This is a genomic window from Xanthomonas axonopodis (assembly GCF_001304695.1).
Lineage (GTDB): Bacteria > Pseudomonadota > Gammaproteobacteria > Xanthomonadales > Xanthomonadaceae > Xanthomonas > Xanthomonas axonopodis.
In genome coordinates this window covers 1-20,791 of record NZ_JFAQ01000080.1, presented here as the reverse complement: position 1 = coordinate 20,791, position 20,791 = coordinate 1, and the positions used below count along the sequence as shown (strand labels likewise).

Below are 20,791 nucleotides of genomic sequence, written 5' to 3'. Positions count from 1 at the left end.
TAGAGTGGCTAACAAAACGTAGCGAGCGGTCGTCAGGCGGGCGTGGACGGCCCGCAGGAACCCGGAGTGTACAAGGGGGGGTACATGAGGATTCCGAGCACCGGCCTCGCCCGCCTGGCGGCTGCGTAGTAGTTTTGTTAGCGCTCTAAGTGCTGGTCGTGGTCGATGCAGCGCCAGTGGTGCGGGTGTCTGCGGCGCTGTGTGTCGTGGCACGCGGTAGTGCCATGCCGCGTTGTGACGACGTGGGTAAGCACCCACGGCGTGGGCACGGTTGAAGGAACGGCACGAGCGATTGCTTGTCGCGCGCCACCAGCGCGCACGTCAGCACACCCGCCCAACCCAGCCCACAACCATTACACGCTGCCAGGCCACTCCAGCAACATCGCTGGCGGTAATTGCATGCGCCTGCATGCGCGCGCAGACAGTCCGTCGCGCAAGGCCGTGCGGAACAGCGGCGACAGGCTGCGCAGCAACCGTGCCGATGCGCGCGCCTGCGCGCGTTGGGTGACGGTGCGGCCGAGCATGTCGCTGGCCCAGCCGGGCAACAGGGCCGTGCCGGCGCCGAGAAACACTCCGCGCGACAGGCCGGCGGCCGGCACCGGCAGCTGGATGCTGGTGAGGATGTCGAGCACCTCGCGCGAGCGCGCGTCCATGCGTAACTCTCCAAGCACCGCTGCGAAATATGCATCCACCTGCGCCTCGCTGGCCGGCACGTCGGCTGCACCCAGCGCTTCGGCCACGCGTCGCGCCTCGTCGTAATAGCGGTCGGCGATGGCAGCCGGCACCTGGCGGCAATAACGCCGGCATCCCTGCAAAAACCCATAGGCCTCGGTGACATGCACCCAGGTGAGCAACTGCGGGTCGTTGGCTTCGTAGGGCACACCGTCGGCAGTGTGGCCGCGGATATGCGAGTGGATCTTGCGCACGCGCGCAATCAGCTGTTCGGCTTCCGCACGTGGTGCGTAGGTGGTGCCGGCGACGAAGTTGGTGGTGCGCCGCAGCCGCCCGATCAAATCGGTACGGAAGTTGGAATGGTCGTAGACCCCGGCCAGCGCGCGCGGATGCAACAACTGCAACATCAATGCGCACAGTCCACCGGACAGCATGCCCGGAAATTCGGAGTGGATGCGCCAGGTGATGCTGTCGGGCCCGAAGATGCCGGGGTCGCCCAGCGGCTGATCGTATTCGATGGTGCTCTGACCACGCGGAAACGCATTGAGCACCCAGCGGTGGATCTGTTTGGCGGCGGGGGCGGTAAGAGTGCGCAGGACGGCTGACATGCGGCCATGATACGCAGCGCATCTGCAACGCCAGGTCAGCGTCGCGCAGGCCGGCGTCCACTCATGAATCGGCTGGATGACGGCGACCAGACGTTGACGGTCATCGTGACCGCGGACCGGGAGGATGTGACCTGGCATCCGGATGGGCATTGATCAGCCGGGCACTCACAACCCCTGAACTTTCTGCAAGCAGGCTCGTCATCGCGCCAACGATCTACCCTTCCAGCATGTCTGGCACGCCAGCTTGCCGATCCCCGCGAACCCGGCAATTGCCGCAGCGCCGAGTGTGCAGTGCAGCAAGATCGAAGGCGCAGCACGGGCATGCCGCGGCGGCATTGCAGTAAAACCGCTTGAATTCAGCAATTTGTGCGCGTCTGCGCAGAATTGCACGGCCAACGCTTGGCTTGGGGCATTGCCATGCACAGCGAAAGTGCTAGAACTAAGGCCGTGCCACGACGCACTGCTTCGCCAGCACGTTGCGGACGCTCCAGGGCACCGGCCGCGGCCAGTGCAGCAAGTCGTTCGTACCAGCCATCCGTTAGGAGCTTGTCATGATCGCTTTGTTCCAGGGTTTAGGCCTGCTATTGCAGGACAACGCACTCCATCGGCTCCCCTTCGACGAGCAGGTCGCTCATTGGCGCGACAAGACCGACGCGCAGCTCGACGAAGAGCTCTCGCTGCTCAAGGTGGCCAAAAAGCAGTGGGTGATCGCCTCGATCATCGGCTGGCAGGCGATTTCGCTGATATTGCTGGGCGTGATCACCCACCAGTTGTGGCAGAACGACTACCACCTGACCTTCAGCCGGGTGGTGATCATCTTCACCTCGTGGGCGTCGATCCTGTTCGTGATGTGGTACATCGCCGACCTGTTCGACCACAGCGCCGGTTTCGAACGCTGGTTACGCGCCTTCAACAGCCGCGCGCGGGTGACGCCGGACGCCGACGCGGTCGAGTGCGTTGCCGACGCGCTGGACATGACGCGCCGCTACCCGGAGGTGCTGCGCTACAAGCAGGAGGTCACGTCCAAGCGCGAGTTGCGCCACGAGGACATCGTCAACATGCGCGAAATGGGCCGGCTACGCCGCTATACCGAACTGCTGCGCGAACTCGACCGCTTCGATGGCGCGCCACGACTGGTGGTCAATTCCTGACCGGCACCAGCATGGCGATGCAGCGACGCGTTGACTGAAAGACACGCGACCTGCAGCAATGATTCGGCTGCAAACAAGAATGGCCGGTGCGCACTGCGCCGGCCATTCTTGTTTATTCCCAGCGGCGACTGCCAGCCGGTTGCCGGTAGTCGGCGCCGGCTAGCGTCGGTGACCACTCACGCCTGCGCAACCGCCTTCTCCACCGAGGGAGTCCGCCAGCCGCTGCGCTCGCCCCAGACGTAGAACACCGCGCCCACTGCGGCGACCACGGCCAGGTCGGTGCCGTAGCTGAGGTAGCCGTGGCCACCGAAGTCGGTGCTGCCGGCCCACGAGACCAGGGCGATGGTGGGCAGGTAGCAGATCATCCAGGCCGCGCCCTTGAGATTGCGGCGCAGGTCCGGCCAGCCTTGCTTGGCCTGGTAATAGCAGTACACCGGCAACGCCACGACCATCAGCAGGATGATCTCGCCGGTCAGCGGCCAGCGCGCCCAATACAGCAGTTCGGTGGCCATCACGAAGGCCACGCCGGCCAGGACCGGCAGTGCGGCGACACGCAGCGGGCGATGCAGCTCCGGCGCGTGCCGGCGTAGCGCCATCGCGCTGATCGGGCCGGTGAGATAGGAAATGATGGTGGCCACCGAGATCACGGCCGCCAGCGTGCCCCAGCCGCGGAAGAAGAACAGGAACACGAACGACACGGCCAGGTTGAAGAACATCGCCATCCGCGGCACGCCCCAGACCGGGTGCAGCTTGCCCAGCGCGGCCGGCATGGTGCCGTTCTTTTCCATGCCGTAGACCATGCGTGCAGTGGTCGCGGTATAGGTGATGCCGGTACCGCTGGGGCTGACGAACGCATCGATGTAGAGCAGCATCGCCAGCCAATGCAGGTTGACGATGATGGCCAGCTCGGCAAACGGCGAGCGGAAATCGATGCCGTGCCAGCCGGCCTTGGCCAGCAGATCCGGCGGCACGGCACCGATGTAGGCCACCTGCAGGATCACGTACACCACCGTGGCCAGCGCGATCGAACCCAAGACTGCGAACGGAATGCTGCGGCCGGGGTTACGCGCTTCGCCAGCCAGGTTCACCGGGCTCTGGAAGCCATTGAAGCTGAAGACGATACCGGCAGTGGCCACCGCCGTGAGCACCGCAGCCAGGTCGAGCACGTACGCATCGCCGTGAATGCCGACGCTGAAGTTTTCGCTGTGGAAACCGCTGGCGATCAGCGCCACGCCGGTGGCGGCAGGCACCACCAGCTTGAACACCGTGATCAGCGTGTTGGAGCGCGCGAACAGCTTGACGCTCCAGAAATTCAAAAAGAAATACACCAGCACCAGCACCGCCGAAATCAGCAGGCCGGGCAACGACAGCTCACCTGCCCCTCCAGGCGCCTGCACATACAACCCTTGCGCCCAGGCCCATGGCCAGGACGCCATGTATTGCACCGAGGCCTCGGCCTCGACCGGGATCACCGAGACGATGGCGATCCAGTTGGCCCAGCCGGCAATGAAGCCCACCAGCGAGCCGTGCGAATAATGGCTGTAGCGCACCATGCCGCCGGACTCGGGGAACATGGCGCCGAGCTCGGCATACGACAGCGCGATGGTGGTGATGATCGCCGCGCCCAGAATCCAGGCCCAGATCGCGCCGGGGCCGGCCAGGCCGGCCGCGCGCCAGGCGCCGAACAGCCAACCGGAACCAATGATCGAGCCCAGGCCGGTGAGCATGAGGGCGAAGGGGCCAACGTCGCGGCGTAGCGAATGTTCGGACATGAGAAGCCTGGCAGTGAGGACGCCGTGAACCGGCAACAAGCTGGTAATGATCGCAGAAGCGACCGCTTGCCGTCAGTGCGTATTCAGGCATGGCGGAGTTTTGCGGGCCGGCGCTGCGCTGCCTCCCGACGCACATCCTCCTTTATCGTTTGCAGCAGCGGCCACAAACGCCTGCACGGCAGCCAGGCCGGTGCCCGGCACCGTCGGCACTGCGCGGTGCACTCCGGCGTCTGCGCGTGGTCTATGCCACCTGGCGCACACCCACCTCCTGCGAGCGTGAGCCTGCCTCAGCCGTGGCAATCGGCCTGCGGTGCGGTGGTCTGCAGCAACTCGCTGCGGCCGCGCAGCGCCAGCCGGCCCTTGCCAGTGTCCTCGCGTACCACCGACGCAACCGCCTTCATGTTGACGATGGTGGAGCGGTGGATCTGTTTGAACACCTGCGGGTCCAGCACATCCAGCAGTTCGCGCAATGGCGTGCGCAACACCGCTTCGCCGGCCGCAGTCATCACCGTGGTGTACTTCTGATCGGCCCGTAAATACGCCACCTCATCCAGCGCGATCAAACGCGTCTCGCACCCGCTGCTGGCAGTCAGCCAGGCGAGCGGCGGCGTGTGACTGGCAGCGGCGGGGCGTGCCGACAACCGCTGCAGCAAGGCCTCCAACAGCGCGCCATCCGGCCGACCGACGGCGGCGCGCTGTTGCACGCGCTGCCAGGCGGCCTGCAGGCGCTCGCGGCCGATGGGCTTGAGCAGGTAATCCACTGCGCCGTGTTCGAACGCATCGATGGCGTACTGGTCGTAGGCGGTGACGAACACCACCTGGCTGCGCGGGCTGACCTTGCGCTTTGCACGCGCCACCTCGATGCCGGTGAGGCCCGGCATGCGGATATCCAGAAACACCACGTCCGGCTGCTGCGCGGCGATGGTCTCCAGCGCGCTGGCACCGTCCTCGCAGTCGCCCACGATCTGCAACTGCGGGCACACCTCGGCCAGCAGCGTCAGCAACGACTGCCGCAGCAAGGCCTCGTCTTCGGTCACCACGGCGCGCAGCGCGCTCATGCCCGCACCTGTGCGGCGTGCGCGGCCTGTGCGCCCGCAGTGGCTAACGGTGGCGGCGATGGCGCAGCGCCAAACTGCGGTGGCAGCGGCAAGCTCAAGGTAGCCGCCACCCCGCTGGGAAAGTTGGACACGATGGCAAAGCTCGCCTTGCCGGCATAGATCAGCTGCAAGCGCTCGCGCAGGTTCTTCAGGCCGATGCCGGTGCCGTGGCTGTGCGTGTTGAAGCCCTGGCCGTCGTCGGCCACGGTGAGCGTGACATGGTCATCGTGGCGATGCGCCAGGATCCACACGGTGCCGCCACCGGGCTTGGCTTCCAGCCCGTGCTTGATGGCGTTTTCCACCAATGTCTGCAACATCATCGACGGCAGCGGCAGCGCACACAGTTCGTAGCGCACTTCCACCTGCAAGGCCAGCCGCGTGCCCATACGGATGCGCAGAATCTCCAGGTAGGCCTGGGTGCGTTCCAGTTCCTCGCCCAGGGTGGCGATGGCGCCGTCGGCGCTGGGCAGGTACTGGATCAGATTGCCGATCATGATCTCGGCGCGCGGCGGGTCGGTGCGCGCCAGCACCTGCGCACTGGCCAGCGTGTTGTAGAGAAAGTGCGGCTCGACCTGGGCGTGCAGCAGATTCAGGCGCGCCACGGCCAGTTCCTTTTCCATGACCGATTGCGCGGCGGCGGCCTGTTCGTCGCGACGCTGCTCGCCGACCCGGCGCACCACTGCGCGATTGATCGCCTCGGCGTTTTCGTAATTGCTGCCTTCGTCCACCGCGAACAGATCCACCCAGGCGCCAGCGTCGGACTCGCACAACACGGTGACGCTGCTGGTGCCCTGCCCCGGCGCGATCGTCGCCAGGATCTGGTTGTGGGGCGAACAGGTTCCAGCGCGACGGCTGGCGACCTGCGTACGGGTCGATGCGGCGCACCTTGGCGCGGATCAGCAGGCTGCCCGGTGCGCATTCGATGTCCTGCACACGCGGTAGCGCACGCACTGCCTCTTCCACCACCGCAAAGCTGGCCTGCACATTCAGCGGTACCTCGATCTGACGGCGCTGGCGGGTGGACAAGGTGGTGTGGTCCAGCCGACCGGCGATCAGGCGCACGCGCCGCACATGGGTGACCGAACTCATCAATGCCAGCGTCAGCAAGACCATGCAGGCCAACGCGTAGATCGGGCCGATGGAACCGAACAACTGCGCCCACATGATCCCTGCCACCACCAACGCGGCCGCCCAGGCGAACACGATACGCACGATCAGGAAGACGCTGGCAGACACAGGTAGGCAGCTCGCTGGGGTGGGACGGGAGCGAGCATAGCCGGCGCACGCCATTGCGAAAGCCCAAGGTGACGAATGGCCGCCAGCGTGGCATCAAGCGCCAGGATTGCGGTGCGAAACCGTGGCGCTGGGGCACGGCCGCGGCAGATGCGCGCGCTATGCTGGATGCATGCCGGCCCTGCGCATGCCGCGCTCGGTTGCTGCCACGCGGCAGACAGCATATCTGAGATGGCCACAGCATGCTCCGCGCAGGCGTGGCGGGCCGCATCATGGCGACCACATCACCCACCACATCACCTCAGGGAGTTGCATGCACCGTCGTCATTTTCTACGCAGCGCCAGTGTTGCGCTGGCGGCCGCCTCCACCGCGAGCTGGGCAGCAACCGACAAGGCGCTCGCCGTCCCGTCCGCCACGCTGCCGGTCACGCCGCCGGGCGGTCTGCCTGCGCCGTTCGCGGCTGCCCCGCCATTGGCACCGATGCGCGCCTCGGTCGATCGCATCATCGCCATCAACGGTTGCACGCGACCGTTCCGTGCACAGGGGCCGCGGATCGAAGCCGAGCGTCTCGGGCGCAAGACGGTGGTGCACAACTACGGGCATGGCGGCAGCGGGTGGTCGCTCTCGTGGGGTGCCGCCGAACAGGCGTTACGGTTGGTGCGTGCGGCCGACCCTGCAGCGCGCGAGCTGGCGGTGATCGGCTGTGGCGCGATCGGCTTGACCACCGCCCTGGTGGCGCAGCGCGCCGGCTTGCGTGTGCGCATCTATGCGCGCGAGCGCCTGCCGGATGTGCGCTCGTTCTATGCCACCGGCGTATGGTCGCCGGATTCGCGCGTGTGCACCAGCGAGTACGCCACCGCCGACTTCAAGACGCGCTGGGAAGAAATGGCGCGCACGTCGTTTCGCCGCTACCAGACCTTGCTGGGCCTGCCCGGCGAGCCGATTGAATGGCGCGATGGCTACGTGCTCTCGGATGTGCCGTTCGATCAACCTGTCGCCTCGTCCGAAGCGCATGAGCCGGACTATCCGCCGCTGGAGCGCGAACTGCTCGATGATCTGGGCCCGCGCTCGCAACCGGTGGCGCCCGGTGGTCATCCGTTTCCGGTGCCGTTCGTGCGCCGCTACAGCCAGCTCACCTTCAACCTCAGCGCCTATGCACGGTTGTTGATGGATGACTTTCTGCAGGCAGGCGGCGAGCTCTACACGCGCGAGTTCGAGCATCCGCGCCAATTCGGCGATCTGCGCGAGAAGATCCTGATCAACGCGACCGGTTACGGTGCGCGCGCCTTGCTGGGCGACGACAGCGTGATTCCGGTGCGCGGGCAGACCGCGCGCCTGATCCCGCAACCGGAAGTCACCTATGGCCTGGTCTGGCGGGGCCACAATCTCAACGTCGTGCCGCGACGCGACGGTTTGTTGGTGCAAGCGCAAGGCACGCACGACTTCAATAACGCAGACGGCACGCCTGACCGCGCGGCATCGGAAGCGGCGGTGCGCGAGCTGGCGCGGCTGTTTGCCACACGCTGAGCAATGCAAGCGCGTTGGCCTGCATGCGGCTCACAAGGGTAGCGGATTGCAGAGCGCAGAGGTGCTGCAGATATGGAGTGGTCTCTACCAGACGCAGGCATTGCAGGTGGTCGCGCCAGACCCACCATTGCACTTGTTCTAATCGTGGGAATATCGATCGAGGCCAAGCGCAGCGGCAACACCCTATCAAGCGCGCTTCAGGTCGGCGTGGACGGTGCAGGCGAACCGCGCAGATATGAGTCACTGCACCAAGCACCAGCCGCGCCCGCCAGGCGGAGCGCGCAGTCGTTCCATTCGCGCTCTAACCACTGCTCGGCCTCGACGCTAACGATCTTCAAGCGAGGCCTGCAATGCACTGGCCAGCGCAGCGTCGCCGCTGACCAGCTCGTCCCAGCGCAATGTCACGCCTTTGCGCCTGCCTTTCTCGACCAACTTCAAACACTGCGGATCGATGATCAGGGTATATGCCCTATGCCCGATCGCCGATCTGCAGTTCGCGACGTAAGGGTTTGTCCAGCGGCGTCATCGCACGGATCTCGCAAAATTCAACGCCCGTTGTACCGCATCGACGTGACTCGATGCGACACCTGCAGCGATGCGCAAGCGCCGCCGCATCCATGCAGAGTGGATCGCTGTACTGGGCAAGCGGATTGAACCGCCCTTCATCGCGCACGCAGCGAACGCGGCCTGCACCACAGCACAGGTCGCCATCGCATCGGGATCACCGTTTCCACCAATCCCGCTAACACTCTCAGGACTAGCGTAGCGACCACGCGGTACTGCCTGGAGATCGAAGCGATGACAACGGTGCATGTCGAAAAAATCAAGCGACGTGGTCGCAGCGCTCCTCTGCGGGCGAGTGACGCGCACGGAATTTTCGAAAGGTGTCGTACGTGATGCATCGGCACGTTTGTCCGCAGATGCAGCAAGCTCATCAAGGCATCGCCACCGACATGGCGAACCGCAGCAACCCACCCCTCTGACCAACCCAAGGAGCTACATATGGCGATCAAGACTGTCGAAGAACTTTTCATCCACGAACTGTCGGACATCTACAGCGCCGAGAAGCAGTTGACCAAGTCGCTGCCGCGTCTTGCACGTGCGGCCACCGAGCCGAAGCTCAAGCAGGCCTTCGAAACTCACCTGGAGGAAACCCAGGGCCAGATCGAACGCATCGACCAGGTTGTCGAGGCATTGGGCATCAAGCTCAAGCACATCAAGTGCGCTGCGATGGAAGGCCTGGTCGAAGAAAGCCGCGAGGTCATCGATGAGATCGAAGCCGGCCCGGTGCGCGATGCCGCACTGATCGGCGGCGCACAGAAGGTGGAGCATTACGAAATTGCGTCCTACGGCACCATTGCCGCGATGGCCAAGCAACTGGGTTATGCCGATGCATTGCCGCTGCTGCTTGCCACGCTGGAAGAAGAAAAGGCGACCGACGAAAAGCTGACCCTGCTCGCCGAGCAAGGCGGCAACCAGAAGGCATCAAAGGCCAGCAAGGCCGCCTGAGTCACCGCGCAGGACGGCACCGCCGTCCTGCGTTCTTGCATATCCCAGCGGGCATCCCCCGAAGCCAAAGCCCCATGTTTCTGCCCGCTCCCTGAATGGTCGTAGTTGCCGGGCGCCAGCCATGGAGCACCACCCATGTTCATGCACAACAAGCGTTTGATGTACACCGTCCGCGTCGCCCAACCCAATCCGGATCTGGCCACGCTGATGCTGGAACAGTTCGGCGGACCGCAGGGCGAACTCGCCGCTGCAATGCGCTATTTCACCCAGGCACTGGGCGAAGACGATCCGGGCCGCAAGGATCTGCTGTTCGACATCGCCACCGAAGAAATCAGCCATCTGGAGATCATCGGCTCGATCATCGCCATGCTCAACAAGGGACCCAAGGCGGTGCTCTCCGAGGGCATGGAAGAGGCGATGGAGATGCGCAACATGACCCAGAACAGCACCAGCCATACCCAGCAAATTCTGTATGGCGGTGGTCCGGCCCTGGTCAATTCCAGCGGCGTGCCGTGGACGGCGGCGTATGTCGACAGCATCGGTTGCCCCACGGCCAACATGCGCTCCAATATCGCGGCCGAGGCACGTGCCAAGCTGGTGTATGAGCGCCTGATCAACGTTACCGACGATCCGGGCATCGTGGATGCGCTGCGCTTCTTGATGACGCGCGAGGTGGCGCACCAGAAGTCGTTCGAAAAAGCCTTGTACTCGATCGAGCCGAACTTCCCTCCGGGCAAGCTGCCAGGCGATCCGCGCTTCACCGACAAGTACTACAACACCTCGCAGGGCGAGGGCGACATGATCGGCCCGTGGAATACCGGCGAGCAGTGGGAAGTGGTGACAGACCGCCAGGCGCAGGCCGCCGTCGATGGTGGCGATGGCTCTGCCACGGTTGCGCTGGATGCCACGCAGACCGCGGCACTGGATGCCATGTCCGAGCGCCTGCTCTCCAATCCCGAGCTGGACCGCGTGACCGGCGCAGACCTGGGCGCAGGCCCGGGTGCCGGTTCTACAACCGGCGATATTCAGCGTTAAACCGATGGGCGCAGCTGCACCCATCACCAGCCCGGGGCCAGCATGCTCCGGGCTTTTTCATTGCATTGCACAGGAGTTGGCATGAACGAAAAATCCAGACTCGACACGCACGATGAACGTCAATCGGCCTATCGCGGCAGCGGTACCGACGCATCGGTGGATGGCAAGGGCCGCAACGATCCATCGGCCGCCCATATCGGCGACGCACAGCCACCGCATGATGGGGCGCCGGAAGCGTTGCATCAACGCGGTCATGGTCGTGGCGGCAGCTTGGGCGAAGGCGAACCGGACGGCCACCCAGAACGCGATGGAAGCACGCAACCCAACTTCGGCCAGAGTGGCACCTACGGCAAGCAGCAACACATCGACGCGCAGCAACGCGCGCAGGATGAAAGCGCTGAGGAAACGGAAAACACCTGAGCGATTGCGCGCTTGCTGTCGGTTGGCTGACCTTTCGTGGCGTGGCAGCCAGCAAGTGGCGATCAGGATCGACCCGCACGACCGAAACAATAAAGGGGCCCGCTGGGCCCCTTGCTTTGTGGCTGCGTGGCGAACGCGCTCACACCCGGGCGATCCGCGCCGAGGCCGCTTCGCTCGCCCACTCCGGCCGAACGCCGGCCGCGGCGGCGCAGCGTTCCAGCCGCCAGGGCGTGAGATGGCGCATGGCTTCGGCGCCGCCCATGTGCGCAGCCACTTGCTCACGTCGGCGTCGATACACAGCGGTCGGTACGTGGGCATGCTCGCCGATGAGGCGACGAGCAACGAAAACCCCATCTGCAGGCGTCCGCCGATGTCCATCACGTTGCGCAATCCGGCGGCATACACCGCGCTGCCATCCTGGCTCAGCCAGGTCGCGGCGGTGGTGCCGTCTGCCGACGCAGTGCAGACGAAACCGCAGAGCGGAATGGCGCAGCGTTGGGTTTCCCAGATGGCCAGATCCACGCCGCCCAATCCGCCAGGCTCCTGTAAATGGATCGGACGCTGTTGCCCCGGCGCGCGGTGCCCGAATGTCGCGCGCTCCTCGCGTTTGCCGCCACGGTCGGCGACCAGAATGTCGGCATCGGCACCCACCCCGACCTCGACCCAAGCGTTGCTCGCCACGCGGGCGGACAACTGAAGAATGCGCGTAATCATGACTACTCCACTGTGTGCATCTCGATGACCTCAGTGGTTACGCACAATGCGCGCCAACTTTTTGACTTTGGCAAAAGCCGGTGCTGCAAGCGTTTCACGCGGCCGCAGTTGCGCAGCACGCACTGCGAAAGCCGATTAGGCCGCAGGATCTGCACCATCGCGCAGTATTTTCCGTCCACGAGGCGTGCACAGCGCAACGCTGCGTTGGTAGATGCACATGCACGCGCAGCAGAGTTTGCTGCGCGAGACACGCGCGCAATGTGCAGGCGTATTGCGTGCAGCACAGCTCTTTCGCTCGCGGTCTCGATGGTCGCGTACGTCTCAATCGCACCAACGCCGCGTATCCGGCGCTCAGACATGCACATCGCGGCGTGAGCCGGGCTATGCACATGCACACTCCGCTCGCTCCAGCGGCCATGTGCCTGCAGCCCTAGCTTCTTGCGATCCAACTCACCCGTTCACCGGATCAAGGCGCGCAGGCGGATGCGCCCTTCTTCCAACGTGACGACCGTCTCTGCCGGCGGCAGATAGAAGCGCCCCGGCTGCAGCCGATCACCATCACTGGGCACCGAGAGCAGGGTGGCCTGCCTGCCAAGCAGTTCGTGCAGGCGTGCCTGGTCCAATAATTGGCGGTCGCGCATCAGCATGATGGCCAGATTCGAAGCGCCGCCAACTGCATCGAGCAATTCTGCCAGGCGATCGGCATCCATGCCCGCCGCGCCCACCCCAGGCACGAAAAAGGGCGGCTGCGTGCTTGCATCCGTGGCGATCTCGTTGTTGGAAGTTTCGTCGTCGGTCATGGCGGGACTACCGTCGCAGCGCTGGGTTCAAGCGCAATCGGCAATGATCGGGTAAAGCACGACGGACTGCTACGGCGCGCCTACTCCCATCACGTGCGCACATTGCAGAGACCGGTCTTGGAGGCGTCTGCTTGCGCGCCGCGTTAACCTGCTTTACGCGCACCATGCGCATGCGCGTTGTCGAAACGCCACTGCCCTGCAGCCTGTCGTGCACGACACTGCACTCGCCGGCCGCCGCATTCTTGTGGTCGAGGATGATTTCTCGCTGGCCGAATCGCTCAACGACTTGCTGGTGGAAGCAGGCGTCAGCGTCGTGGGACCGGTCGGCAACGTGCCCGACGCGCTGTCGCTGGTGACGTCGGGCCAGGCCATCGATGGCGCCTTGCTGGATATCAACGTGCGCGGCCAGGCGGTGTTTCCGGTCGCCGATGCATTGATGGAGCGCGGCGTGCCATTTTCGTTCTGCTCCGGCTACGACCGCTATACATTGCCGCAGCGCTTTGCGCATCTGTCGTACTGCATGAAGCCCTACAGCCCGCGCACGATCACCAGTTTACTCAGTCACCAGACCGAGCTGGCCGATCACTGATCGGTATGGGGTGACAGGGCGCTATCGCCCGGCTCCATGCCGGGCTGCTGCAAGGCGCGCTCTTGCTCGCCCAGCTGGTTGAGCAGTTCGACGGCGGCCTGATGCGCCGTGCGCAGCGTTTCCAGCGGCTTGGACGTTTCGTTGCGCAACGCATACAACGCAAAGCCCATGACGTTGAGACGGTTGCGCAACTGGTGCAGCAGCTCGCGCCGCTGCCCACGTGGCGCGTCGCTCACTGAGCATCCTTGTCGCTGAGGCGGTTATGCAGGGTACGCACGCTGATGCCCAGTTCGCGCGCGGCGACCTTTTTGTTGAAGTGCGTGCGCGCCAGGGCCGACTGGATCATCGCGTCTTCGGCCTGGCGCATGGTCCAACCGGCGGGGATCAGCAAGCCATCCTGGTCTGCCTGCGGCACGGTCTGCTCCACCTCCGGGGCGCTCAACAGATCGCCATCGGAGCGCAGATACAGATAGTGGATGAACGAGCGCAGCTCGCGCACGTTACCCGGCCAGGTATGGTAGGCCAGGTAGCGCAGCAACGACTTGGTCGGCAACTTGCGCCTGCAGTATTTGACGTTGAGCTCGTCGATCACGCGCAAGCCAAGCAGGCGCGCATCGCCGCGGCGCTCACGCAGCGGCGGCACCTGGATCGGGTATTCATTGAGACGGTAGAACAGGTCTTCGCGCAGCACCGCCTGCTCGCGCTGCACGTGCTGGTGGGTGGCTGCCACCACGCGCGCGTCGAGCGCAATTTCTTCGTTGCCGCCCACGCGCATGAAGCTGCGCGATTCGATCGCACGCAGCAGATACACCTGCAGCCGCTTGGGCATCTCGCCGATTTCATCCAGGAACAGCGTGCCGCCTGCAGCCTGCTCCAGGAACCCGGCATACCGACGGTCGGCGCCGGTGAAGCTGCCGCGCTCGTGGCCGAACAACTGGCTGGCCAGCAACTCTTCCGGAATGGCCCCGCAGTTGACCGGCACGAAGCGGCCGCGACGACCGGACACACGGTGGATGGCGCGCGCCACCAGGTCCTTGCCGGTGCCGGTTTCGCCGGTCACCAGGACATTCAGATCGGTCGGCGCCACGCGCACGATGTCCTTGCGCAGCATGACGATGCTGTCGCTGTTACCAACGATGCCCAGGTTGCCCTGTTGCGCTTCGCGCAGCCCCCCGAGCACGCGCTCCAGGCGTTCGGGCGCGAACGGCTTGGTCAAGAATTCGCTGACCCCGAACTGTTGCGCGCGGCCCTGGGTTTCGCGCGCGTAATCGCCCGAGACCACGACGATCTGCGGGGTGTGGTCAGGGTCGAGCCGTTCGATCAGATCGAAACCGCTGCCGTCTGGCAGGCCAACATCCACCACCAACAGGTCGGGATAGTTGCTGTCCAGCCAGCGGCTGGCTTCGCCAAGGGTGTGAATGCCCTTGGCACGGAAGCCGCTATCGGTGGCGAGTTCAACCACCTGATCGCAGAACTCCACGTCGTCGTCGATGATGGCGCAGGAAAGACGGTCCATGAGCGCTTCTGTCCGCAATGACTGATACATGTTCAGTTGAGCATTGTGACGGGCGCGCGAAATGCGCTGACACATCACATCGGAAATTGCCTGCTGCTGCCACGATCTGTGGATGGTGCGGCGCTCTTCCCCCAGTCGAGCCCGCCCTGATGGCTGTGGGCGAAGTACGCATGGAAGCGCTCGATTGCGCCAGTGCCAAGCGTCACGCTCTGGATTGGTCACCGCTTTGAGAATGCCGAAACGCCAAGGAGTGTAAGGTTTGCCGCGGCAGTCGCGCCAGTCCGACGAGGGGTGCGGTCTTGATCCAGCGCTGGCTGAGCTCGCTTGCGTCGAGGCCAGGATATCAGCCGGGGCTGACGTAAGCCGACGCCACCGTGGCGCCGCATGAACCCGTCAGGAAACCGCATCGGGTCTGCTGGGTTACCCACAACCTACCCACCGCGCGTGGAGGAAGCGTGCACAACGCATTCACACGTGCCTTCCAGGATGCGGCGAACACTCGCCCGATCCAGCGAGTGAGGTGTCCCATGCACGCAGTCTCGGCGCCCGTGCAGGCCGATGTGCAAACCGAATTGGATTACTGGCGTGGCGAGCACCGCCGGGGCCAGCTTGGCTATCACGCATTCGACGGCATTCCCGGAGGCACGATCCGGGCGGTCTGCGCGGCCTATAACGGGCGTCCGGACCTGACCGATGCAGACGCGGTCAAGGCAGTGCGCGATGCGCTATGCCTTACCCCCGGCTCGATGAATGCCGTGCTCGCCGATTGGCTGGCGCCGCGTTGCCTGCGCCACTTACGCCAGGTGTGATGCGGCGGTCAGTTGGGTTCGCTTGAGGCGCGTTGCACGCCTGACGTGATCGCAGAAGAGTCCTTTGGATCTGCAAGGTGTTGCACGGTGCGCCCGGTTACTCTTTTCCGCGCGTGATGCACGCAGGCTTGCTAGTGGCAGTACGCGCCGGCACGCGGCCTACGCGGCCACAGGCCGCTGCTCGCGCACGCTGCAGGTACCAGCTTCGCTTGCGCTCGCCCATGCCGCGGACCAGATGGCAGCACTGCCGCACCCCGCCTGGCATTACGAGACACCTGTGGAAGCGCTGCTGCTTTCCCGTATCCAGTTCGCCTTTGTCATTTCGTTCCATGTGCTGTTTCCGGCCTTCACCATTGGCCTGGCGAACCTGCTCGGTTTTCTGGAATGGCGTTGGCTGCGCAAGCATGACGAGGCCTGGAAGCAGCTGTACTCCTTCTGGTTGCGCATCTTTGCGGTGTCGTTCGGCATGGGCGTGGTCAGCGGCATCGTCATGGCCTTCCAGTTCGGCGCCAACTGGCCCGAACTGAGCCGCATTGCCGGCAGTGTGATCGGCCCGCTACTGAGCTACGAGGTGCTTACTGCGTTCTTCCTGGAAGCCAGCTTCCTGGGGGTGATGCTGTTCGGCTGGGGCCGGGTTTCCGAACGCCTGCATTTTTTCGCCACCTGCATGGTGGCGATCGGCACGCTGGTGTCCACGTTCTGGATCTTGTCGTCCAACAGCTGGCTGCACACCCCACGTGGCTACGCGATGGTCAATGGCATCGTGCAACCGGTCAGCTGGGTGCAGATCATCTTCAATCCGTCGTTTCCGTATCGTCTGGTCCATATGGCGCTGGGTTCGTTCATCACCACCTGCTTCGTGGTCGGTGGCGTCGGCGCTTACTACCTGCGCAAAGGGCTGCATGTGGATGCGGGCGCCCGCATGTTGCGCTTGTCGGTGGCATTTGCCGCCATCGTGCTGCCGATCCAGGTATTGGTGGGCGACCAGCACGGGCTCAACACGCTGGAGCACCAGCCGCTCAAGGTCGCCGCGATGGAGGCGCACTGGCACAGCGAAGGCGATGGCGCCGGCGTGCCGTTGGTGGTGTCTGCGCTGCCCAATGCGAAGGCCGAGCGCAACGACTATGAGGTGGCCATCCCGCACCTGGGCAGCTTGATCCTGACCCATAGCGCAGACGGCGACATTACGCCGCTGACGTCGGTGCCGCGCGATCAACGGCCGCCGGTGGCGCCAGTGTTCTTTGCCTTCCGCATCATGGCGGGTCTGGGGATGGCGATGCTGTTGCTGGCGTGGATCTCGGCCATTGCGTGGTGGCGTGGGCGCCTGCATGCCAGGCCGCTGATCCTGGTCTGGAATGTCATGCTGCCGGCGGGATTCATGGCGCTGGTGGCCGGCTGGTTCGTCACCGAGGTCGGGCGCCAGCCGTGGGTGGTGTACGTGCTGTTGCGTAGTGCCGATGCGGTGGGCCCGCAATCGACGGCAACGGTGGCGGTATCGCTGCTGGTGTATCTGCTCGGCTATGCGTTCGTATTCGGCTTCGGCATCTTTTATCTGACCAAGCTGGTCCGCGCCAGGCCGAAACCCAGCAGCGACGGGCCGGATGTGGCCGGTGGCGAACACACGCCGGCACGCCCGCCGTCTGCAGCGGACACATCATTGGAACAGGAGAACATGCCATGGAACTGAGTTACTGGTTGCCGGTGGTGTGGTTTGGCGTGATCGGTTTCGGCGTGCTGATGTACGTGGTGCTGGACGGCTTCGTGCTCGGGCTGGGCATGCTGGCGCCATTCGCGCGCGACAAGCAGGAAGTGGACCTGATGATGAACACCGCCGCACCCATCTGGGACGGAAATGAAACCTGGCTGGTGCTTGGCGGCGCGGGCTGTTCGCTGCGTTTCCCACCGCGTATGCGGTGATCCTGTCCGGCCTGTATCTACCGGTGCTGTTGATGGTAATGGCGCTGGTGTTTCGTGGGGTGGCGTTCGAATTCCGGTTCAAGGCGCAGCGCTCGCGTCGGCTGTGGACCTTGTCGTTCATTGCCGGCTCGATCCTGACCGCTTTCGCGCAAGGCATCATCCTGGGAGCGCTGTTGGAAGGCATGCCGCTGACCAACGGGCGCTACACCGGCGGCGTGTTCGGCTGGTTCAGCCCGTTCACCGTCCTCATAGGTGCTGCGCTGGTGTTCGGCTATGCGCTGCTCGGCAGCACCTGGCTGATCCTCAAGACCGAGGGCCGCACGCATACACTGGCACACGGCAACTGACCAAGCCGTTGGTGGGCGTGGTGGCGACCTTCGTCGTGCTGGTCAGCGCCTGGCTGCCGTTTTTGAGCTCGCATGTCATGGCGCGCTGGTTCGAGCACGGCAATTTCTGGTGGCTGTCGCCGATTCCGCTGATTACCGCAGGCGTCACACTTGCGCTCTGGCGCAGCAGCGACAGCTCGCGCAGCGACGCATGGCCCTTCCTGTTGACCCTGGCGATCTTCGTGCTGGGTTTCATCGGCCTGGTATTGGGCATGTGGCCGTATCTGGTGCCGCCGAGTTGCACCATGTGGCAGGCGGCCTCGCCGCCCTCCTCGCAATTCTTTCCGATGGTGGGCCTGGTGGTCCTGCTGCCGCTGGTGCTCGGCTATACGGTGTGGTCGTACCGCGTGTTCCGCGGCAAGATCGCCGCCGACGTGGGGTGTCACCATCATCACTAGGCCATCGTGCGGTGCGCGGGCGCGGGCGCGGGCGAGATGCGACGCGTTGCGGCAGATGCATTGAGACAAACGAACAGCGCCCGCCATGCGGGCGCTTTAGCAATACTGCCGAATCGCTTCAGCGCTTTTCCGATCCGTCCGGTCGTTCGTAGTCGTGTTCGGGATCGGCCTTGTTGACATCAGGATCTTCGTCGGGCATGTCGTGCACCTTCCATTCGACATCCTCGTTGCGACGCTCCTGTGGCGTAAACGGCTTTTTCTGATCGTCTTCCGGGCCCCATGGCTTTTTCGGCTCGCTGCCCATGCTCATCTCCTGCGTGGTTGGCATGACTCAACGCTAGGCGCGCAGGCATTGCGAGGTGGTGAACGAAGCCCGGTGGTGGTGTGAAGCGCATCTGTGGCGATGCACTCCCCGCACTGGCACAGGCCCGGCTGCGCCCGCCTGGCAGCCTGGCAACGGGCTTAAGCCGCTTTACCCGCCGGTCTGCGAATGCGGCGCCTCGACCGGCTTGGACTGCGGCGAATCCTTTTGCCGCAACCAGATGGTCAGCACCACCAGCGAGAACACCGCCAGGAACTCGCTTTGCCAATTCTGCATCGATTCGAACCAGAACGATGCGCTGGTGAAATGCTCGAAGACCGTGATCGATGGCAAGCCCTTCTGCGTACGCTCCAGCAGTTCCAGCCGCCAACTACCGACCAGGTGCAGCGCAAAGCTCATCAGGAACAATGCCCCGAACGCGATTGCCAGAGAGTGGTCGTACAGCCGTCGCCATACCCCGCCGGCGCGCACCGGCCAGGGCGTGGGTCCGGGTTTGATCTCAACGCTTTCTTCAGCCGGATCGAGCGGGCGCGATTCGGCAGAGCCGACCTGACGCAACTTCACGGTGAGCAACACGTACATGCCCATCTGCAGGAATTCGCTCTCCCAGTTTTCGAACAAGGCGGACATGAAATGCGGGCTGTGCAGATACGCAGACAGCAGCAGCGTCGGCTGCCCCTGCTCGCGCAACTCGTCGTTGTACGCATGCAATCCGGCATAGATCTGGCAACCGATGAAGAAGACCGTCAACCCAAGCAGCCACAACGACAGCCCGTTACGACGCAAGAACATGGATGACCTCCTGAAGATGCGCGCAGTATCGAGCGTCCTCGGCAAAACCGCATGAAGTTTGCGTGCAACCGCACTGTTCTGGTGCCACCAGATTGTCGCTGCGCCGATTGCCGCGCACACGTCGCCATATGCAACATACACCATGCGCACATCGCTTAGCCTCGACGTTTACGTTTGCGTGACCACACTGGCGTGTACCCAACGACTTCCACTGCCAGGAGAACACGATGCCCGTACCCAACTATCCACGCCCACCCTTCAAGCCACAGCAGCAGAGCTTTCCCGGCCGCACCGAGAAGATGGACCCGCGCCCGGACCATGGCGAAGACAGCTACGTGGGCCATGGCCGGCTGAAGGGCAAGCGTGCATTGATTACCGGCGGCGACAGCGGCATTGGCGCGGCGGTTGCCATTGCCTATGCTCACGAAGGCGCTGATGTGGCCATCGCCTTTCTGCCCGATGAGCAGGAAGACGCAGCGCGCATTGGCGCATTGATCGAAAAGGCAGGCGTCAAGGCGTTGCTGGCGGGATGCGACATCAGCGACCCCGGCCAGGCGGCCGCCTTGATCGACAAGGTGAACAGCACCCTGGGCGGCCTGGATATTCTGGTCAACAACGCCGGTTACCAGAAGTATTTCGAGACCTTCGAGGACATCACCCTGGACGAATGGCGCAAGACCTTCGATACCAACGTGCATGCGGTCTTCAACCTGGTGCGCCTGTCGGTGCCATTGATGATCGACGGCGGCTCCATCATCAACACGGCCTCGGTGCAATCGAAGAAACCGACGCCAAACATCCTTCCCTACGCCGCAACCAAGGGCGCGCTGGCCAACCTCACCATCGGCCTGGCCGGTGTACTGGCGGAGAAGAACATCCGCGTCAATGCGGTGCTGCCGGGTCCGATCTGGACACCCTTCATTCCCTCCGGCATGGACGAAGAATCGGTGGAGAACTTTGGCGGGCAGACACCCATGGGGCGCCCGGGTCAGCCAGTCGAGCTGGCATCGGCGTACGTCATGCTGGCGGCCGATACCGCCAGTTACACATCGGGCACCTTGCTGACCATCTCTGGCGGTGCAGTGACGCTGTAACGCTGTCGCATTGATTCCATGCCCGCGTCGCTGATCGAGCGACGCGGGCTTTTTATTGGGTCACGCTTTCGTTGATTTTCAGCGCTCACAAGCGCACGCCGCGTCGGGTTCGCTTGCCCATGCGGTCACCCGAGCGCATTGCCTGGCGCGCAAAAACGCACAGCCCAGGTGAGTTTCCGGTCAACGCTGCGCTCGCGTGGCACATACCCATTCCTGCGGTTGCTCTCACGGTCGGCCCCTACCGTAGGTGACGTTGGAACGTGATGCACGACCCCACTTCGAAACAGTTGCCCGCCACGCCTGCGTGGCGCAGGTGCGAACCCACTGCTGGCGCGACGACATCACCCCACACGCATCGACGCATGCGACGTGATGCATCCGCGCCATTGGCAGGCCAGCGCAGTAGCACCCCTATAAGGCAGACAACAA

General features: G+C 64.2%; 16 protein-coding genes, 1 other RNA gene and 6 pseudogenes. 11 read left to right on the top strand and 12 right to left on the bottom strand.

The annotated features are described in order from the left end of the window. Positions 1-6: 6 nt before the first annotated feature. Together XAXN_RS21010 and XAXN_RS08395 are read right to left on the bottom strand one after the other, a co-directional pair. Positions 7-86, bottom strand: a non-coding RNA gene (locus XAXN_RS21010) — sX9 sRNA. A 267-nt stretch (positions 87-353) separates the two neighbouring features. Continuing rightward, positions 354-1,280: an oxygenase MpaB family protein gene (locus tag XAXN_RS08395; RefSeq protein ID WP_042823847.1), complete on the bottom strand. Its 927-nt coding sequence runs from the start codon at positions 1,278-1,280 to the stop codon at positions 354-356. A 476-nt stretch (positions 1,281-1,756) separates the two neighbouring features. Between XAXN_RS08395 and XAXN_RS08390 the strand changes: the two are divergent. Then, positions 1,757-2,431: pseudogene (locus XAXN_RS08390) on the top strand (hypothetical protein). 176 nt (positions 2,432-2,607) lie between these two features. On the opposite strand, the gene XAXN_RS08385 reads toward XAXN_RS08390, so the two are convergent. The 3 genes and pseudogenes from XAXN_RS08385 to XAXN_RS08375 form a co-directional block, all read right to left on the bottom strand. After that, on the bottom strand, positions 2,608-4,203 hold the full coding sequence (locus tag XAXN_RS08385; protein WP_042823850.1) for an APC family permease: 1,596 nt from the start codon (positions 4,201-4,203) through the stop codon (positions 2,608-2,610). A 287-nt stretch (positions 4,204-4,490) separates the two neighbouring features. Next, a complete protein-coding gene (locus XAXN_RS08380; protein WP_054319200.1) occupies positions 4,491-5,261 on the bottom strand; it encodes a LytR/AlgR family response regulator transcription factor in 771 nt (256 codons plus the stop codon). Further along, positions 5,258-6,536: pseudogene (locus tag XAXN_RS08375) on the bottom strand (sensor histidine kinase). The gene XAXN_RS08380 and the pseudogene XAXN_RS08375 overlap by 4 nt, the downstream one beginning before the upstream one ends. Before the next feature lie 310 nt (positions 6,537-6,846). Here XAXN_RS08375 and XAXN_RS08370 point away from each other — a divergent pair. After that, entirely contained in the window at positions 6,847-8,061 is a 1,215-nt protein-coding gene (locus tag XAXN_RS08370; RefSeq protein ID WP_054319199.1) for an FAD-dependent oxidoreductase, read from the top strand. A gap of 324 nt (positions 8,062-8,385) precedes the next feature. Here the strand turns inward: XAXN_RS08370 and XAXN_RS08365 are convergent. After that, positions 8,386-8,587, bottom strand: a pseudogene (locus XAXN_RS08365) (hypothetical protein). Positions 8,588-9,063: 476 nt separating this feature from the next. Between XAXN_RS08365 and XAXN_RS08360 the strand changes: the two are divergent. From XAXN_RS08360 to XAXN_RS08350, 3 genes are all read left to right on the top strand, one after another. Next, entirely contained in the window at positions 9,064-9,570 is a 507-nt protein-coding gene (locus tag XAXN_RS08360) for a YciE/YciF ferroxidase family protein (protein ID WP_042823856.1), read from the top strand. A gap of 135 nt (positions 9,571-9,705) precedes the next feature. Continuing rightward, a complete protein-coding gene (locus tag XAXN_RS08355; protein WP_054319198.1) occupies positions 9,706-10,605 on the top strand; it encodes a manganese catalase family protein in 900 nt (299 codons plus the stop codon). Between the two features lie 81 nt (positions 10,606-10,686). After that, positions 10,687-11,025, top strand: a complete 339-nt coding sequence (locus XAXN_RS08350; protein WP_054319197.1) for a hypothetical protein — start codon at positions 10,687-10,689, stop codon at positions 11,023-11,025. A 139-nt stretch (positions 11,026-11,164) separates the two neighbouring features. On the opposite strand, the pseudogene XAXN_RS08345 reads toward XAXN_RS08350, so the two are convergent. Further along, positions 11,165-11,739, bottom strand: a pseudogene (locus tag XAXN_RS08345) (hypothetical protein). Between the two features lie 467 nt (positions 11,740-12,206). Beyond that, positions 12,207-12,539: pseudogene (locus XAXN_RS08335) on the bottom strand (CheR family methyltransferase); the annotation flags it as partial. Between the two features lie 208 nt (positions 12,540-12,747). On the opposite strand from XAXN_RS08335, the gene XAXN_RS08330 reads away from it, so the two are divergent. Further along, the gene (locus XAXN_RS08330) at positions 12,748-13,128 is read left to right on the top strand and encodes a response regulator (RefSeq protein ID WP_042823862.1); all 381 of its coding nucleotides are present in this window, start codon (positions 12,748-12,750) and stop codon (positions 13,126-13,128) included. On the opposite strand, the gene XAXN_RS08325 is transcribed toward XAXN_RS08330, so the two are convergent. Together XAXN_RS08325 and XAXN_RS08320 are read right to left on the bottom strand one after the other, a co-directional pair. Next, positions 13,122-13,364 carry a hypothetical protein gene (locus tag XAXN_RS08325; protein ID WP_042823864.1) on the bottom strand — a complete coding sequence of 81 codons (243 nt, stop codon included), beginning with the start codon at positions 13,362-13,364 and terminating at the stop codon, positions 13,122-13,124. The two genes, XAXN_RS08330 and XAXN_RS08325, sit on opposite strands and share 7 nt — an antisense overlap. After that, entirely contained in the window at positions 13,361-14,644 is a 1,284-nt protein-coding gene (locus tag XAXN_RS08320; protein WP_042823865.1) for a sigma-54-dependent transcriptional regulator, read from the bottom strand. Before XAXN_RS08320 ends, XAXN_RS08325 begins: the two co-directional genes overlap by 4 nt. A gap of 527 nt (positions 14,645-15,171) precedes the next feature. On the opposite strand from XAXN_RS08320, the gene XAXN_RS08315 reads away from it, so the two are divergent. The 4 genes and pseudogenes from XAXN_RS08315 (at position 15,172) to XAXN_RS23625 (ending at position 18,154) form a co-directional block, all read left to right on the top strand. Continuing rightward, positions 15,172-15,453, top strand: coding sequence for a hypothetical protein (locus tag XAXN_RS08315; protein ID WP_054319195.1), 282 nt, complete (start codon positions 15,172-15,174; stop codon positions 15,451-15,453). Positions 15,454-15,730: 277 nt separating this feature from the next. After that, positions 15,731-17,140 carry a cytochrome ubiquinol oxidase subunit I gene (locus tag XAXN_RS08310; RefSeq protein WP_054319201.1) on the top strand — a complete coding sequence of 470 codons (1,410 nt, stop codon included), beginning with the start codon at positions 15,731-15,733 and terminating at the stop codon, positions 17,138-17,140. Further along, positions 17,131-17,717 (top strand): annotated as a pseudogene (gene cydB, locus XAXN_RS23630) (cytochrome d ubiquinol oxidase subunit II). Before XAXN_RS08310 ends, cydB begins: the two are co-directional and overlap by 10 nt. A gap of 20 nt (positions 17,718-17,737) precedes the next feature. Further along, on the top strand, positions 17,738-18,154 hold the full coding sequence (locus tag XAXN_RS23625; protein ID WP_425511877.1) for a cytochrome d ubiquinol oxidase subunit II: 417 nt from the start codon (positions 17,738-17,740) through the stop codon (positions 18,152-18,154). Positions 18,155-18,272: 118 nt separating this feature from the next. Here the strand turns inward: XAXN_RS23625 and XAXN_RS08300 are convergent, their stop codons facing one another. Together XAXN_RS08300 and XAXN_RS08295 are read right to left on the bottom strand one after the other, a co-directional pair. Further along, complete coding sequence (locus XAXN_RS08300; RefSeq protein WP_171890758.1) at positions 18,273-18,482, bottom strand: hypothetical protein; 210 nt, start codon at positions 18,480-18,482, stop codon at positions 18,273-18,275. A gap of 144 nt (positions 18,483-18,626) precedes the next feature. Then, the gene (locus XAXN_RS08295; RefSeq protein WP_054319194.1) at positions 18,627-19,268 is read right to left on the bottom strand and encodes a DUF6766 family protein; all 642 of its coding nucleotides are present in this window, start codon (positions 19,266-19,268) and stop codon (positions 18,627-18,629) included. 227 nt (positions 19,269-19,495) lie between these two features. On the opposite strand from XAXN_RS08295, the gene XAXN_RS08290 reads away from it, so the two are divergent. Next, positions 19,496-20,362 carry an SDR family oxidoreductase gene (locus tag XAXN_RS08290; RefSeq protein WP_054319193.1) on the top strand — a complete coding sequence of 289 codons (867 nt, stop codon included), beginning with the start codon at positions 19,496-19,498 and terminating at the stop codon, positions 20,360-20,362. Positions 20,363-20,791: the final 429 nt, after the last annotated feature.

Coding starts and splice junctions, on each gene's coding strand:
- XAXN_RS08290 (WP_054319193.1), top strand. CDS start 19,496: ATGCCCGTACCCAACTATCCACGCCCACCCTTCAAGCCACAGCAGCAG.
- XAXN_RS08370 (WP_054319199.1), top strand. CDS start 6,847: ATGCACCGTCGTCATTTTCTACGCAGCGCCAGTGTTGCGCTGGCGGCC.
- XAXN_RS08355 (WP_054319198.1), top strand. CDS start 9,706: ATGTTCATGCACAACAAGCGTTTGATGTACACCGTCCGCGTCGCCCAA.
- XAXN_RS08320 (WP_042823865.1), bottom strand. CDS start 14,644: ATGGACCGTCTTTCCTGCGCCATCATCGACGACGACGTGGAGTTCTGC.
- XAXN_RS08380 (WP_054319200.1), bottom strand. CDS start 5,261: ATGAGCGCGCTGCGCGCCGTGGTGACCGAAGACGAGGCCTTGCTGCGG.
- XAXN_RS08300 (WP_171890758.1), bottom strand. CDS start 18,482: ATGCCAACCACGCAGGAGATGAGCATGGGCAGCGAGCCGAAAAAGCCA.
- XAXN_RS08360 (WP_042823856.1), top strand. CDS start 9,064: ATGGCGATCAAGACTGTCGAAGAACTTTTCATCCACGAACTGTCGGAC.
- XAXN_RS08395 (WP_042823847.1), bottom strand. CDS start 1,280: ATGTCAGCCGTCCTGCGCACTCTTACCGCCCCCGCCGCCAAACAGATC.
- XAXN_RS08295 (WP_054319194.1), bottom strand. CDS start 19,268: ATGTTCTTGCGTCGTAACGGGCTGTCGTTGTGGCTGCTTGGGTTGACG.
- XAXN_RS08385 (WP_042823850.1), bottom strand. CDS start 4,203: ATGTCCGAACATTCGCTACGCCGCGACGTTGGCCCCTTCGCCCTCATG.
- XAXN_RS08350 (WP_054319197.1), top strand. CDS start 10,687: ATGAACGAAAAATCCAGACTCGACACGCACGATGAACGTCAATCGGCC.
- XAXN_RS08315 (WP_054319195.1), top strand. CDS start 15,172: ATGCACGCAGTCTCGGCGCCCGTGCAGGCCGATGTGCAAACCGAATTG.